The organism is Mycobacterium sp. GA-1285, from assembly GCF_001499905.1.
GTDB lineage: Bacteria > Actinomycetota > Actinomycetes > Mycobacteriales > Mycobacteriaceae > Mycobacterium.
On sequence record NZ_LQIS01000023.1, the window covers coordinates 130,828 to 144,970 of the forward strand.

General features: G+C 67.2%; 14 protein-coding genes. 10 read left to right on the forward strand and 4 right to left on the reverse strand.

From position 1 onward, the window contains the following. The first annotated feature begins 35 nt into the window (after positions 1–35). Together AU193_RS14375 and AU193_RS14380 are read left to right on the forward strand one after the other, a co-directional pair. Positions 36–614 (forward strand): sigma-70 family RNA polymerase sigma factor, encoded by a 579-nt coding sequence (locus AU193_RS14375; RefSeq protein ID WP_064423027.1) that lies wholly within the window; start codon positions 36–38, stop codon positions 612–614. Further along, entirely contained in the window at positions 607–1,707 is a 1,101-nt protein-coding gene (locus tag AU193_RS14380; protein WP_064423028.1) for an anti-sigma-D factor RsdA, read from the forward strand. Before AU193_RS14375 ends, AU193_RS14380 begins: the two co-directional genes overlap by 8 nt. Positions 1,708–1,718: 11 nt before the next feature. Here AU193_RS14380 and AU193_RS14385 read toward each other — a convergent pair whose 3' ends face one another. Then, positions 1,719–2,123 carry a DUF5319 domain-containing protein gene (locus AU193_RS14385; protein WP_064423029.1) on the reverse strand — a complete coding sequence of 135 codons (405 nt, stop codon included), beginning with the start codon at positions 2,121–2,123 and terminating at the stop codon, positions 1,719–1,721. A gap of 176 nt (positions 2,124–2,299) precedes the next feature. Between AU193_RS14385 and guaB the strand changes: the two genes are divergently transcribed. From guaB to phoU, 5 genes are read left to right on the forward strand one after another with little or no spacing between them, the layout of a single operon-like run. Beyond that, the gene (gene guaB / locus AU193_RS14390; protein ID WP_064423156.1) at positions 2,300–3,853 is read left to right on the forward strand and encodes an IMP dehydrogenase; all 1,554 of its coding nucleotides are present in this window, start codon (positions 2,300–2,302) and stop codon (positions 3,851–3,853) included. A 20-nt stretch (positions 3,854–3,873) separates the two neighbouring features. Beyond that, a complete protein-coding gene (locus tag AU193_RS14395) occupies positions 3,874–5,001 on the forward strand; it encodes a GuaB3 family IMP dehydrogenase-related protein (protein WP_172798313.1) in 1,128 nt (375 codons plus the stop codon). 21 nt (positions 5,002–5,022) lie between these two features. Further along, positions 5,023–5,229, forward strand: coding sequence for a zinc-ribbon domain-containing protein (locus AU193_RS14400; protein ID WP_064423031.1), 207 nt, complete (start codon positions 5,023–5,025; stop codon positions 5,227–5,229). 41 nt (positions 5,230–5,270) lie between these two features. After that, a complete protein-coding gene (locus AU193_RS14405; RefSeq protein WP_064423032.1) occupies positions 5,271–7,007 on the forward strand; it encodes a GMC oxidoreductase in 1,737 nt (578 codons plus the stop codon). Between the two features lie 3 nt (positions 7,008–7,010). Beyond that, entirely contained in the window at positions 7,011–7,670 is a 660-nt protein-coding gene (gene phoU / locus AU193_RS14410) for a phosphate signaling complex protein PhoU (RefSeq protein ID WP_064423033.1), read from the forward strand. A 9-nt stretch (positions 7,671–7,679) separates the two neighbouring features. Here phoU and AU193_RS14415 read toward each other — a convergent pair whose 3' ends face one another. Next, a complete protein-coding gene (locus AU193_RS14415) occupies positions 7,680–10,037 on the reverse strand; it encodes a glycoside hydrolase family 65 protein (protein WP_064423034.1) in 2,358 nt (785 codons plus the stop codon). Continuing rightward, the gene (locus AU193_RS14420) at positions 10,034–10,786 is read right to left on the reverse strand and encodes a beta-phosphoglucomutase family hydrolase (protein WP_172798306.1); all 753 of its coding nucleotides are present in this window, start codon (positions 10,784–10,786) and stop codon (positions 10,034–10,036) included. Before AU193_RS14420 ends, AU193_RS14415 begins: the two co-directional genes overlap by 4 nt. Before the next feature lie 148 nt (positions 10,787–10,934). Between AU193_RS14420 and AU193_RS14425 the strand changes: the two genes are divergently transcribed. The 3 genes from AU193_RS14425 to guaA are packed head-to-tail and all read left to right on the forward strand — an operon-like array spanning position 10,935 to position 13,250. Beyond that, positions 10,935–11,255 carry a CD225/dispanin family protein gene (locus tag AU193_RS14425; protein ID WP_064423035.1) on the forward strand — a complete coding sequence of 107 codons (321 nt, stop codon included), beginning with the start codon at positions 10,935–10,937 and terminating at the stop codon, positions 11,253–11,255. Further along, the gene (locus AU193_RS14430) at positions 11,252–11,662 is read left to right on the forward strand and encodes a DUF2752 domain-containing protein (RefSeq protein ID WP_064423036.1); all 411 of its coding nucleotides are present in this window, start codon (positions 11,252–11,254) and stop codon (positions 11,660–11,662) included. Before AU193_RS14425 ends, AU193_RS14430 begins: the two co-directional genes overlap by 4 nt. A gap of 28 nt (positions 11,663–11,690) precedes the next feature. After that, on the forward strand, positions 11,691–13,250 hold the full coding sequence (gene guaA, locus AU193_RS14435) for a glutamine-hydrolyzing GMP synthase (RefSeq protein WP_064423037.1): 1,560 nt from the start codon (positions 11,691–11,693) through the stop codon (positions 13,248–13,250). Here the strand turns inward: guaA and AU193_RS14440 are convergent, their stop codons facing one another. After that, positions 13,251–14,129 carry a MerR family transcriptional regulator gene (locus tag AU193_RS14440; RefSeq protein ID WP_253867826.1) on the reverse strand — a complete coding sequence of 293 codons (879 nt, stop codon included), beginning with the start codon at positions 14,127–14,129 and terminating at the stop codon, positions 13,251–13,253. Between the last annotated feature and the right edge of the window lie 14 nt (positions 14,130–14,143).

A 14,143-nucleotide genomic window follows, 5' to 3' on the forward strand; every position in this document is an offset into this window, starting at 1 on the left:
CGGTCCTGTTCGTAACGTTGGAGAGATCGCCCACGATGACATTTTCGGGAGAACGTCTCGATGCTGTCGTTGCTGAGGCTGTGGCAGGGAACCGGGACGCACTCCGGGAGGTGCTGGAGACCATTCGTCCGATCGTTGTTCGGTACTGCCGGGCGAGGGTGGGGGCGACAGAGCGCAGTGGCCTCTCAGCAGACGACGTTGCGCAGGAGGTTTGCTTGGCCGCCATCACGGCGCTGCCGCGTTATAAGGATCAGGGACGACCGTTCCTCGCCTTCGTGTACGGCATTGCCGCCCACAAGGTTGCTGACGCGCATCGCGCAGCAGCCAGGAATCGATCCGACCCGACCGATGTCGTGCCGGAACGATTCTCGCTGGACGCCGGCCCCGAGCAGATGGCACTCGACGCAGAGGCGTCGGCACGGATGAACAAGCTCCTCGCGGTGCTTCCCGAAAAACAGCGCGAGATCCTGATCCTGCGCGTCGTGGTGGGGATGAGCGCCGAGGAGACCGCGGAGGCGGTCGGCAGTACGGCCGGCGCCGTTCGCGTCGCCCAGCATCGGGCACTGGCGCGATTGAAGTCCGAGATCGTGGCGACGGGGCGTGACTATGCCTGACTTCGGACGCTGGACCTCCAATGGGGGTGACCCCTCCCTGAACGAGGTCAACCGCACCGATCGGTTCCTCGATGCGTTGGCCTTCGAGCAGCCGGTGTACTCGACCGATCCGAGTGAGGCCGAACTGGCTCAGTTGCTGACGGGCTGGCGCGACGAGGTTCGCGATGCTCCCGCCACCGCCACCGTCACCCCGCGTGACGCGGTGCTGGCCCTCGACCGCGCCGCCGCATCGCGTCGGCGCGCGCGCACATCCCTGGCGGTCGTCGGATCGACAGCGGCCGCGGTGCTGTGCATCGGCGGCTTCGGTGCTGTGGTCGCCGGCGCGGGTCCGGGCGACTCGCTGTATGGGCTGCGCACCATGCTGTTCGGAGAGCAGCACGACACCCGCGACGACGCCGTCGTCTTGGCCGCGCAGACACAGATGGCCGAGGTGCAGCAGCTGATCGACCAGGGTCAGTGGGAAGCCGCCCAGGACAAGCTCGAGACGTTGACGACCACTGTGGCGACGGTGGACGACACTGCGCGCAAAGAAGACTTGGTCACGAAGTGGCAGGAGCTGACGGTCAAGGTCGAGGCCCAGGACGCTGCGGCAACCCTGCCGCCGAATGCGCCGCCGCCGACCTTCCCCGAGGTCGTCGTGCTCACTCCAAGCGACGGTGCGACGACATCGGAAACCACTGTGCCGTCGGAGCCGTCTTCCCCGGCGTCGCCATCCGAGACGACGCCGCCATCCGCAACGCCATCGACGACGGTCCTGCCGGGCAGCCCGCCGACCTCGGTGCCGAGCGCCGATCTGCCGACCGTGAGCGCCACCCCGCAACCGACGCCGACGACCCCGCAACCGACGCCGACGGCCCCGCAACCGACGCCGACGGCCCCGCAACCGACGCCGACGGCGGACGCACCGCTACCGACTCCGAGCGCTCGGGTGCCGATTGCGACCCCGTCGTCTCCGCCCTCAGTGGTCGATCAGCAGTTCGATGAGCAACCGTCGGCAGCGCCCACGTCGCAGCAACCGATCCTGGAAGCGCCCGCGCCCAAGACGGCCGTCACGACGGTGACCGTGCCGGACGCGGTCGAGGAGCCGAGTTAGTTCGAGTTGGTTCAGCGGTAGCCGTCGGACTCCGACGCCGCCTCGTTGAGGGAAGCATCGGCGTAGCCGCGACAGTAATCCCACGTCACGTAGGCATCGGGTTCGGGATCATAGGCGGGTTCGTGCGGGCGCACCGTGCCATCGACCAGTAGTTGCAGCAGGTTGGCGCGCAGCATGTCCCAGTCGTGGTAGTGGTCCTGCTGGCACTCGTCGCAGCACACGACCAGTCCGCGGATTCCCCGGTGCGCCAGAAGCGCCTCGTACACCGCCAGATCGGCGAGATCGGCCTCGACCGCCGTGCGCTCCTGGGGGTCCAGCGGCTGGCCGGGCTCGAGCGCGTCGAGGGCAGCCGACGGGTCGCACGGGTCATCGGCGAACGGGTCCGGTGGCAAACCCGGAGGCAGGTGGTCACGCACGAGTCCACACTACGCAGCGGGGCGGGGATAACGCTAGCCGTCACGCCCACGTCGTTGACCTATGAATAGTTATGTGCGTCATGGCACGTGAGGCCGGGATGCCGGCCCTCAGCCGATAGGATGGTTACTCAGCTCGACGACTGTGTTCGGCTGCGTTGTATCTGGAGGCCCCCACCATGTCGATCGCCGAAAGCAGCATCCCCATCGCGGTGCCGGTGCCGACCGGCGGGGATGACCCGACGAAAGTCGCCATGCTCGGCCTGACCTTCGACGACGTGCTGCTGCTGCCCGCGGCCTCTGACGTGGTGCCCGCGACCGCCGACACCTCCAGCCAGTTGACGAGGAAGATCCGGCTCAAGGTGCCGCTGGTGAGTTCCGCGATGGACACCGTCACCGAGTCTCGGATGGCGATCGCGATGGCCCGCGCAGGCGGGATGGGCGTGCTGCACCGCAACCTTCCGGTGGCCGAGCAGGCCGGTCAGGTCGAGACGGTCAAACGTTCCGAGGCCGGGATGGTCACCGACCCGGTCACCTGCTCGCCGGACAACACGCTGGCCGAGGTCGACGCGATGTGCGCGCGGTTCCGCATCTCGGGGCTGCCCGTGGTCGACGACACCGGTGAGCTGGTCGGCATCATCACCAACCGCGACATGCGCTTCGAGGTGGACCAGTCCAAGCCGGTCTCCGAGGTGATGACCAAGGCCCCGCTGATCACCGCACACGAGGGAGTGTCCGCCGAGGCGGCGCTAGGACTGTTGCGCCGCAACAAGATCGAGAAGCTTCCCATTGTCGACGGACACGGCAAGCTGACCGGGCTGATCACCGTCAAGGACTTCGTCAAGACCGAACAGTTCCCGTTGTCGACCAAGGACAAGGACGGCAGGCTGCTCGTCGGGGCGGCGGTCGGTGTCGGTGACGACGCCTGGACGCGGGCAATGACATTGGTGGACGCAGGCGTCGACGTGCTCGTGGTGGACACCGCGCACGCGCACAACCGCGGTGTGCTGGACATGGTGAGCCGGGTCAAGGCCGCCGTGGGCGACCGGGTCGAGGTGATCGGCGGCAACGTCGCGACGCGTGCCGCCGCAGCCGCTCTGGTGCAAGCCGGTGCCGACGCGGTGAAGGTCGGAGTGGGGCCCGGCTCGATCTGCACCACCCGCGTGGTGGCCGGCGTCGGCGCGCCGCAGATCACCGCGATCTTGGAAGCGGTGGCGGCCTGCGCACCGTCGGGTGTGCCGGTGATCGCCGACGGCGGACTGCAGTACTCAGGAGACATCGCCAAGGCTCTGGCCGCCGGCGCATCGACGACGATGCTGGGTTCGCTGCTCGCGGGCACGGCCGAGTCGCCCGGTGAATTGATCTTCGTCAACGGCAAGCAGTTCAAGAGCTACCGCGGCATGGGGTCGCTCGGCGCCATGCAGGGCCGCGGCGCTGCCGGGACGTTGCGCGGGTCCTACTCCAAGGACCGCTACTTCCAGGACGACGTGCTCAGCGAGGACAAGCTCGTGCCCGAGGGCATCGAGGGACGCGTGCCCTTCCGGGGCCCGCTGGCTACGGTGATCCACCAGCTCACCGGTGGACTGCGGGCGGCAATGGGTTACACCGGGTCGGCGACCATCGAGCAGCTGCAGCAGGCGCAGTTCGTGCAGATCACCGCGGCAGGGCTCAAGGAGAGCCACCCGCATGACATCGCGATGACGGTCGAGGCGCCGAACTACTACACCCGCTAGAGGGGCGACACATGCGAGACATGGTTGAGCTCGGCATGGGCAGAATCGCCCGCCGCACCTACGAACTCGATGACGTCAACATCGTGCCGTCGCGGCGCACCCGGTCGTCGCAGGATGTTTCGACGGCCTGGCAGCTGGACGCCTACCGATTCGAGATCCCGGTGGTCGCCCATCCCACCGACGCGCTGGTATCGCCGGAATTCGCCATCGAGATGGGCCGCCTCGGCGGTCTGGCCGTGCTCAACGGCGAAGGCCTGATCGGCCGGCATGCCGACGTGGAGGCCACCATCGCCCAGGTCGTCGAAGCCGCTGACAAAGAACCCGATCCTTCGGCGGCCGTCCGGCTGCTGCAGCAGTTGCACGCCGCTCCGCTGGACCCGGATCTGCTGGGCGCCGCGGTCACGCGGATCCGCGATGCCGGGGTGACGACGGCGGTGCGGGTGAGCCCCCAGAACGCGCGCGCGCTGACGCCGACACTGCTCGCGGCGGGAATCGACCTGTTGGTCATCCAGGGCACCATCATCTCCGCCGAGCGGGTCGCCTCCAACGGGGAGCCGCTGAACCTGAAGACCTTCATCTCCGAACTCGACGTGCCGGTGGTCGCGGGCGGCGTCCTCGACCACCGAACCGCGCTGCACCTGATGCGGACCGGTGCGGCCGGTGTCATCGTCGGCTACGGATCGACCAGCGGTGTCACCACCAGCGACGAGGTGCTGGGGATCAGCGTGCCGATGGCCACCGCGATCGCCGATGCGGCGGCCGCCCGCCGCGAGTACCTCGACGAAACCGGCGGGCGCTACGTGCACGTCCTGGCCGACGGCGACATGCACACCTCCGGTGATCTGGCGAAAGCCATCGCCTGCGGCGCCGATGCGGTGGTGTTGGGAACGCCGCTGGCGTCCTCGGCCGAAGCGCTGGGCGCGGGTTGGTACTGGCCCGCCGCCGCCGCGCATCCGTCGCTGCCGCGCGGTGCGCTCCTTCAGGTCGCAGTCGGTGAGCGTCCGTCGCTGCAGCAAGTGCTGACCGGCCCGTCGGACGATCCCTTCGGTTCGCTGAACCTGGTCGGCGGCCTGCGGCGCTCTATGGCCAAGGCCGGCTACTGCGACCTCAAGGAGTTCCAGAAGGTCGGCCTGACCGTCGGGAGTTGAGTTTCGCCTACGCTGGATGCGGTGTTCTTCTTCCTCTTCAGCTACGGCACCAAGCAGAAGCACCTCGGTGCGGGAGAGGTCCGGACCTGCCCGCGCTGCCACAACACCACGCAGTGGTCACGGATCCGCGAGTTCAAGCAGTTCTCGCTGTTCTTCGTCCCGGTGGCGCGCTGGAACCGTCGCCAGTTCGAGGTCTGCGGTGTCTGTGGCACCGCCGTCGCGATCTGATCGGCTAGGTAGCTACCCCTCGGTAACGTCATACTGGACTGATGGAACCTGACTACGACGTTCTGGTGATCGGTTCGGGGTTCGGCGGCAGCGTCACGGCGCTGCGGCTCACCGAGAAGGGGTATCGCGTCGGCGTGCTCGAAGCCGGTAGGCGCTTTGCCGACGAGGACTTCGCCAAGACCTCGTGGAATCTGCGCAAGTTCCTGTGGGCCCCACAATTCGGCATGTACGGCATTCAGCGGATCCACCTGCTGCGCAACGTGATGATCCTGGCCGGCGCAGGTGTGGGCGGCGGCTCTCTGAACTACGCCAACACGCTCTATGTGCCGCCGGATCCGTTCTTCAACGACCCGCAGTGGAAGAACATCACCGACTGGCGCGCGGAGCTCATGCCGCATTACGACCAGGCGCAGCGCATGCTCGGCGTCGTCACCAACCCGACGTTCACCGATGCCGACCGGGTCGTCAAAGAGGTCGCCGAGGAAATGGGTGTGGGCGACACGTTCGTGCCGACGCCCGTGGGTGTGTTCTTCGGCCCGGACGGCACCAAGGCGCCCGGCGAAACCGTGCCCGACCCCTACTTCGGCGGCGCTGGACCCGCGCGCAGGGGATGTATCGAGGTCGGCGAATGCATGACCGGCTGCCGCCACAACGCCAAGAACACGCTGGTCAAGAATTACCTGTACCTGGCCGAGAAGTTCGGGACCATGATCCACCCGATGACCACGGTCACCGGCTTCGAGCAGCGCACGGACGGACTGTGGGACGTGCACACCGTGCGTACCGGTCGCTGGCTTCGCAGGCAGAAGCGCACCTTCACCGCGTCGCATGTGGTGCTGGCGGCCGGCACCTGGGGCACGCAGCGGTTGCTGTTCAAGATGCGCGACAAGGGCAAGCTGCCGCGGCTGTCGGACAGGCTGGGCGTGTTGACCCGCACCAACTCCGAATCCATCGTCGGCGCAGGGCGATTCAAGGTGTCCGACGACCTCGACCTGACGCGCGGCGTGGCGATCACCTCGTCGATGCACCCGACCCCGGACACCCACATCGAGCCCGTGCGTTACGGCAAGGGCTCCAACGCCATGGGTCTGTTGCAGACGTTGATGACCGACGGCGACGGCCCCGAAGGCACCGACACGCCGCGGTGGAAACAGCTGTTCGTCAACGCCCGCAAGGATCCCCGCGGCACGATCCGGCTGCTCAACGTACGGCGGTGGAGCGAACGGACATTGATCGCGCTGGTCATGCAGCACCTGGACAATTCGATCACCACGTTCACCAAGCGCAACAAGTTCGGGATCAGGCGCTACCTGAGCAGGCAGGGCCACGGGGCACCCAACCCCACGTGGATCCCGGTCGGCAATCGGGTCACCCGCCGGATCGCCGAGAAGATCGACGGCGTCGCGGGCGGCACCTGGGGCGAGTTGTTCAACATCCCCCTCACCGCGCACTTCCTCGGCGGCGCCGCCATCGGCGACGACGCGCAGCACGGCGTCATCGACCCGTATCACCGGGTGTACGGCTATCCGACGCTCTCGGTGCACGACGGTGCCGCGATCTCGGCGAATCTCGGTGTGAATCCGTCGCTTTCGATCACAGCGCAGGCCGAGCGCGCGGCGTCGCTGTGGCCGAACAAGGGTGAGCAGGACTTGCGGCCGGAGCAGAGCCAGCCCTACCGCCGGTTGGCACCCGTTCCACCCCGGAACCCGGTCGTTCCGAATCATGCACCGGCGGCGCTGCGCTGGTTGCCGATCGAACCGGTCAGCTCGACGGGTTAGCCGATGCGAACCGCGTATCAGGAGCAACTGGCCGCACTGAGTGCCCAGCTCGGCGAGATGTGCGGGCTGGCGGTCACCGCGCTGGAGCGCGCCACGCAGGCCCTGCTCGACGCGGACCTTTCCCTCGCGGAGCAGGTGATCGCCGACCACGAGCACATCATCGCGCTGAACCGGCGGGTCGAGGAGGCGGCGTTGCGGATCCTGGCGCTGCAGCAACCGGTTGCCAGTGACCTGCGCACGGTGGTCGGGTCCATCCACATCGCCGCCGACATCGACCGGATGGGCGCGTTGGCGGCACACGTCGCGGGCATCTCGCGGTTGCGCCACCCGGACTGCGCGCTGCCGACCGACGTACGGGCGAGCTTCGCCGAGATGGGTGCGCGCGCAATCCAGCTCGCGAAGACGGCACAGGAGGTGCTGCTGTCGCGTGATCCCGACAAGGCCGCGCGGCTGCGCGACGAGGACGACGCCGTCGACGCCGAGCACCGGCACCTGTTCACGCTGCTGATCGACCACAAGTGGCAGGACGGAGTGTGTTCGGCCGTCGACGTCGCGCTGCTCGGCCGCTACTACGAACGGTTCGCCGACCACGCCGTCGAGATCGGCAAACGCGTGGTGTTCGAGGCGACCGGCGGTCTGCCTGGTCACAAACAGATGGCATAACAACAGCGGCTAGATCTGGTGCCGGCGCAACGGCTCCCGCCCGGGCGGCTGCTGGGGTGTCGGCAGCAGCGGCCGGCAATGGTGAACCGGCACGGTCGTGGGCTGCCGGGATTTCAGTTGGAGATCCTCGCCGCCGTGGCGGATCAGCAGCTCACCCTCCGGGCCGTCGCGCAGCGTATAGGTGACCTCGTCGCGGTCGGCATCGACGGTGAGGCGAAACTTCCTCCAGCGCAACCGGAATCGGAGTCGGGAGATCCCGTCGGGCAGTCGCGGGTTGAGTTCGAGTATTCCTTCGTCGTCACGTAATCCGCCGAATCCCGCCACCATCGCGGCCCACGCGCCGCCGAGCGATGCCATGTGCAGGCCGTCGCGGGTGTTGTGGTGGAGATCGCGCAGGTCGATCATCGCCGCCTCGTAGGCGTAGTCATGGGCGAGTTCGAGATGACCGACGTCTGCGCACATCACCGCCTGTGTACACGCCGACAGCGACGAATCCCGAGTGGTGCGCCGTTCGTAGTAGTCGACGTTGCGGGCCTTTTGTTCTGCGGTGAACGCATGCCCCTGCCAGTGCATCGCCAATACCAGGTCCGCCTGTTTGATCACCTGGGCCGGGTAGAGCCGGACGTACGGTTCGTGCATCAGCAGTGGGTAGATCGTGTTGGCGGTGAAGTCCCACTCGCGCAGCGTCGTGAAACCCTCGCACTGCGGATGCACACCCAGCTCCTCGTCGAACGGAATGTGAACGGCGTCGGCGGCGTGGCGCCACGCGGCCATCTCCTCGGTGGTGACGCCGGCCGCCTGGGCGGCGTCGACGTTGCGCGCACATGCGTCGGCGGCTGCCCGAAGATTGGCCGCAGCCATCAGATTGGTGAACACGTTGTCGCGCACGATCGCTGTGTACTCGTCGGGTCCTGTCACCCCGTCGACGTGCCACACCCCGTGACGATCGTGATGACCGAGCGACGCCCACAACCGCGCGGTTTCGATGAGAACATTGAGCCCGCACTCCGCTTCCAGCGAATGGTCGCCTGTGACAATGCGGTAGCGCTCGAACGCCATGGCGATGGCGGCGCTGACGTGGAAGGCCGCGGTGCCCGCCGGCCAGTAAGCCGAGCACTCCTCGCCGCGGATGGTGCGCCACGGGTATGCGGCGCCGTCGAGATCCAGCAGCCTCGCCCGTTCCTTGGCCAGCGGCAGGATCGAGGCGCGCCAACGCAATGCGTCGGCCGCCGCCGAGGGATGGGTGTAGGTCAGTACCGGCAGCACGAAACCCTCGGTGTCCCAGAAGGCATGGCCGTCATAGCCGGTTCCGGTCAGGCCCTTGCCGGGAATCGCACGGCGCTCGGCGCGTGCGCTGGCCTGCAGGATGTGGAAGAGGGCGAACCGTACCGCCTGCTGACAATCTGGGTCGCCCTCCACCTCGACGTCCGCACCGTCCCAGAAGTCGTCGAGGTAGGCCCGCTGGGCGTCCAGCAACCCCTGCCAGCCGGTGTAGCGCGCGCTGCTGAGCGCCGCCGCCGCCTGGTCGCGCAGTGCCGGTCGCGACCGCAGACTGGACCATCCGTAGGCGAGGTATTTGACGATGCGGAGCCGCTGTCCGGGGCGAAGACCGCAGATGACCGTCGTGTTGGCCCAGTCGTGTCCCGCGCCGGTGTCCACCTCGACACGACCGGGAACCTCGATGTCGTGGTCCATGGCCGCGGCCATCATCAGGTTGCTTGCGCGGGTGCGGTGCAGCAGGATCGCGCCGTGTTCGGAGTGTTCGTGTTGCACCGGCTCCAACGGTCTTTCCAGCACCGCCGATACCCGCGGGTCCTTGGTCGACGGCGGCAACTCCTCGTTGGCCACCAGCTCCGATTGCACCGTGACACGGGCGAATTCGTCAAACGGCTCGACGATGTACTCGATGGCGGCGACACTGCGCTGCGTGAGGGAAACGATCCGCGTGGAAGCGACCTTGATCTTCTTGCCTGCCGGGGAACGCCAGCACGCGGTGCGCTTGAGGGTGCCCGCCCGAAAATCCAGGATGCGTTCGTGGTCGAGCAGTTCCCCGTAACGCACGTCGAAAGGTTCGTCGTCGACCAGCAGGCGCATCAACTTGCCGTTGGTGACGTTGACGACTGTCTGCCCGTCCTCGGGCCAGCCGTATCCCGCCTCGGCGTACGGAAGCGGGCGAACCTCGTAGAACGAATTGAGGTAGGTGCCAGGGAAAGCGTGCGGTTCGCCTTCGTCGAGATTCCCACGCATGCCGATGTGGCCGTTCGACAGCGCGAACAACGACTCCGACTGAGCGAGAACCTCGAGGTCCAGTGATCGCTCGCGGACCTGCCACGGTTCGACGGGGTAGATGTCGTCATGCAGGGTCATGTGAGCAGCTCCGCGAGATCGGACACCACGATGTCAGCGCCGTTGCGCCGCAACGCTTCTGCGTGGCCGACCCGATCGACGCCGACCACCACGCCGAATCCTCCGGCCCGTCCCGCCGCCACCCCGGAGAGTGCGTCTTCGAACACGGCGCCCTGTTCGGGTTCCACGCCGAGAAGCTCGGCCGCGCGCAGAAACGAGTCGGGCGCGGGTTTTCCCGCGATGTTCTCCTCGCGCAACACGACACCGTCGACCCGTTGTTGGACGAACCTCGCCAGTCCGGTCAACTCGAGGATGTCACGCGTATTGGCGCTGGAGGACACCACCGCTATCCCGAGGCCGGCGGCCGCGACCGCCTCCAGGTAACGGCGTGAACCTTCGAACACCTCGACGCCGTCGGTTCGCAGGATCTCCTGGAACAGGTCGTTCTTCGCGTTGCCCAGGCCGTGAACCGTCTCGTGCGGTGGCCGGTCGTCGGGATCGCCTTCGGGCAACTCGATGCCTCGACTGGACAGAAACGACCGCACCCCGTCCTCGCGCTTCTTCCCGTCCACGAACGTCAGATAGTCGGCGTCGATGTCGAACGGGTTGAACTGATCACCGGTCCGCTCGGCGCGGTCCCGCAGGAAGTCGTCGAACATCGCCTTCCATGCTTTCTTGTGCACGATTGCGGTGTCGGTCAACACGCCATCGAGGTCGAACAGCGCGGCGCGGATCCCAGCGGGCAGGCCCAGTCTTCCGGTTTCAGGCACCTATCACCCATTCCCGTTATGACGCGCAGACATGCCTACGAGCCGAACTTACTGCAGCGATTTGAAATCGACGCACTCAGCAAACGATTGCCTTATATTGAGCGAGCTTGTCGGTTCGACAGGGTGCTACTCGAGAAAAAGGGACCCCATGACCTATCCGCCTCAATATCCGCCACCACCGCCGCAGGGTTATGGTCCACCACCCGGTGGTTACCCAGCACAGCAGCCCGACAGCAATCTCGTATGGGGCATCCTCGTTACGGTGTTGTGCTGCCTGCCATTCGGCATCGTGTCGATCATCAACGCCAGCAGGGTGTCCGGCCTGTGGGGGCAGGGCCAGTACGCGCAGGCGCAGAAGGCGTCCGACGATGCGAAGAAGTGGGCGATCTGGGGCGCGATCGCCGGCGCGATCGTCATCGTCATCTACCTGATCGTCGGCGTGGCGGGCGGCGGACTGGCATACATGTGACCTACGTGCGCTCGCTCGTCGCGCCGTTGGCGGTCGCCACCGCCGCGGTGGGCGGGTGCGCGGCCATCTGGCTGGCCGACCCCACCGTGCCCGGCGGGATACTGCCGGTGTGCCCGACCAAGGCGCTGCTCGGCATCGACTGCCCGGGGTGCGGGAGCTTGCGGATGGTCTACTCCCTGCTGCATCTCGACGTTCCCGCAGCAGTCCGGTTCAACGCGCTCGGCGTGCTCGCGTTGGCCTTGCTGCTGTGGGCGTACGGGACCTGGGTCTACGGGTCCGTTGTAGGCAGGCGGGCGCGCAGTTGGCAGCATCTGCGGTGGTCGGCCCCGGTGGCGGTGGTACTGACCGTGGCGTGGTTCGTGCTGCGCAACTTGCCGTTTGAGCCCTTCACCGCGCTGCACGTCTGACGTCGTCGCGGCCAACTAGACTGACCGGGTGACATCAGGATCGCCCCGACCCGTACTGGTTGTCGACTTCGGAGCGCAGTATGCGCAGCTGATCGCCCGACGGGTCCGCGAGGCGCGGGTGTATTCCGAGGTGATCCCGCACACCGCCAGTGTCGAGGAGATCAAGGCGCGCGACCCTCAGGCGATCGTGCTCTCCGGGGGGCCGGCGAGTGTCTACGAGGACGGCGCACCGCAACTGAACCCGGAACTGTTCGACCTCGACGTACCGGTGTTCGGGATCTGCTACGGCTTTCAGGCGATGGCGCAGGTGCTCGGCGGTACCGTCGCGCGGACCGGAACGCGTGAATACGGTCGCACGGAGCTGAAAGTCACTGGCGGAGAACTACATTCGGACCTGCCATCCACTCAGCCGGTGTGGATGAGCCACGGCGACGCGGTCACCGAGGCGCCGGCCGGCTTCGAGGTGGTGGCCGCCAGCAGCGGTGCGCCGGTCGCGGCGTTCGAGCATCGCGACCGGCGACTGGCAGGCGTGCAGTACCACCCGGAGGTGATGCACACCCCGCACGGTCAGCAGGTGCTGAGCCGCTTCCTGCACGAGTTCGCCGGGATCGACTCGACCTGGACACCGGCCAACATCGCCGACGCGCTCGTCGAGCAGGTGCGCGAGCAGATCGGTGAGGGGCGGGCCATCTGCGGACTGTCGGGTGGCGTCGACTCCGCGGTCGCCGCCGCGCTCGTGCAACGGGCTATCGGGGACCGGTTGACGTGTGTATTCGTCGATCACGGCCTGCTGCGGGCGGGGGAGCGGGCCCAGGTGCAGCGCGACTTCGTCGCCGCCACGCACGCCAACCTGGTCACCGTCGACGTCGCCGACCGGTTCCTCGAGGCGTTGTCGGGCGTGACGAATCCCGAAGGCAAACGCAAGATCATCGGACGGGAGTTCATCCGTGCATTCGACGGCGCGGTGGTCGACATCGTCGGCGACAGCGGCTCCGCGATCGAATTCCTCGTGCAGGGCACTCTCTATCCCGACGTCGTCGAGTCCGGCGGAGGGTCGGGCACCGCGAACATCAAGAGCCACCACAACGTCGGAGGCCTGCCTGACGACCTGAAGTTCACACTGGTGGAGCCACTGAGGTTGTTGTTCAAAGACGAGGTCCGGGCGGTGGGTCGCGAGCTCGGTCTGCCCGAGGAAATCGTTGCCCGCCAACCGTTTCCGGGTCCCGGTCTGGCTATCCGGATCATCGGCGAGGTCACTGCCGCACGGTTGGAGACGCTGCGTCGCGCCGATGCGATCGCCCGTGAGGAACTGACCTCCGCCGGGCTCGACAACCAGATCTGGCAGTGCCCGGTCGTCCTGCTCGCCGACATCCGCTCGGTGGGGGTGCAGGGTGACGGCCGGACCTACGGACACCCGATCGTGCTGCGCCCGGTTTCCAGCGAGGACGCGATGACCGCCGACTGGACGCGCGTACCGTACGAAGTCCTCGAACGCATCTCGACCCGCATCACCAACGAGGTGGCGGAGGTCAACCGGGTGGTGCTGGACTTGACGAGTAAGCCGCCCGGCACCATCGAGTGGGAGTAGTCAAGCCTCGGCCCCGTCGTCGCCGGGTGCTCGTTCGATGATGTCACCGAGGATCTGACCCACCACCGACTCGATCGTCGACTCGATGGAGAACGCCAGGGTCGCCGACACCGCTGAGACCGCCTGGGTGCGGAACCGCACCAGCATCGTGATCAGCTCGGCGATCTCGGTGTCCGGCGGCAGCGGGGCACCCGGATTGATCCGGTGCAGCACCTCGTCGACCCCGGCCTGTACGAGCATCCCGCTGATCTGATCGATGAGCGGGGCGATCCGGACATGCAGGTCGATCAGCTTGTCGGTGGCCACCCCGAACTGGCGGATGTCGTTGAACGCCTCGAGAAGCTTGGGCCGCACGATCACGGCCTCGCCGTCCTCGAGTCTGATCAAGCCGAGATCGACCATGCGGTCGAAGCCCGGGGCGTCGTCCACGAGCCGCTTGGCGTCGGCAACGCTCATGCGTTCGGGTTTTTCGGTCGCCCAGGTCCCGGCGATCGCCGACTCGAGCCCCAACAGGTCGCCGACGTCCTTGCCCTCTTCCCAGGCCGACAGCATCTCGTGCACGTGGGCGATGTTGTAGCCGCGGTCGAGCAGTGAGGTGATCAGCCGCAGCCGCGTCAGGTGCGTGTCGTTGAACAGCGCGACCCGGCCCACGCGCAGCGGCGGGTGCAACAGGCCGCGGTCTCGGTAAACCCGGATGTTGCGGGTGGTGGTGCCTGCCAGCCGTGCGAGTTCCTCGGTGCGGTACTCGCCGGACTCGCCCACGCCGTGGGGTTGGACGGCGGCGTGGAAGAGCTGCGACACCGCCGTCTCCACCACGTCACGCGATCCGCGGCGCACCCGTTTGGGTGCCCGACGGAGCCCGTTGAGAATTGCTGACATCGGCCCCGCCGGCC

Excerpts from the sequence above, each read along its gene's own strand:
- AU193_RS14440 (WP_253867826.1), bottom strand. The coding sequence starts at position 14,129 with ATGTCAGCAATTCTCAACGGGCTCCGTCGGGCACCCAAACGGGTGCGC.
- AU193_RS14415 (WP_064423034.1), bottom strand. The coding sequence starts at position 10,037 with ATGACCCTGCATGACGACATCTACCCCGTCGAACCGTGGCAGGTCCGC.
- AU193_RS14395 (WP_172798313.1), top strand. The coding sequence starts at position 3,874 with ATGGTTGAGCTCGGCATGGGCAGAATCGCCCGCCGCACCTACGAACTC.
- AU193_RS14375 (WP_064423027.1), top strand. The coding sequence starts at position 36 with ATGACATTTTCGGGAGAACGTCTCGATGCTGTCGTTGCTGAGGCTGTG.
- phoU (WP_064423033.1), top strand. The coding sequence starts at position 7,011 with ATGCGAACCGCGTATCAGGAGCAACTGGCCGCACTGAGTGCCCAGCTC.
- guaB (WP_064423156.1), top strand. The coding sequence starts at position 2,300 with ATGTCGATCGCCGAAAGCAGCATCCCCATCGCGGTGCCGGTGCCGACC.
- AU193_RS14380 (WP_064423028.1), top strand. The coding sequence starts at position 607 with ATGCCTGACTTCGGACGCTGGACCTCCAATGGGGGTGACCCCTCCCTG.
- AU193_RS14425 (WP_064423035.1), top strand. The coding sequence starts at position 10,935 with ATGACCTATCCGCCTCAATATCCGCCACCACCGCCGCAGGGTTATGGT.
- AU193_RS14405 (WP_064423032.1), top strand. The coding sequence starts at position 5,271 with ATGGAACCTGACTACGACGTTCTGGTGATCGGTTCGGGGTTCGGCGGC.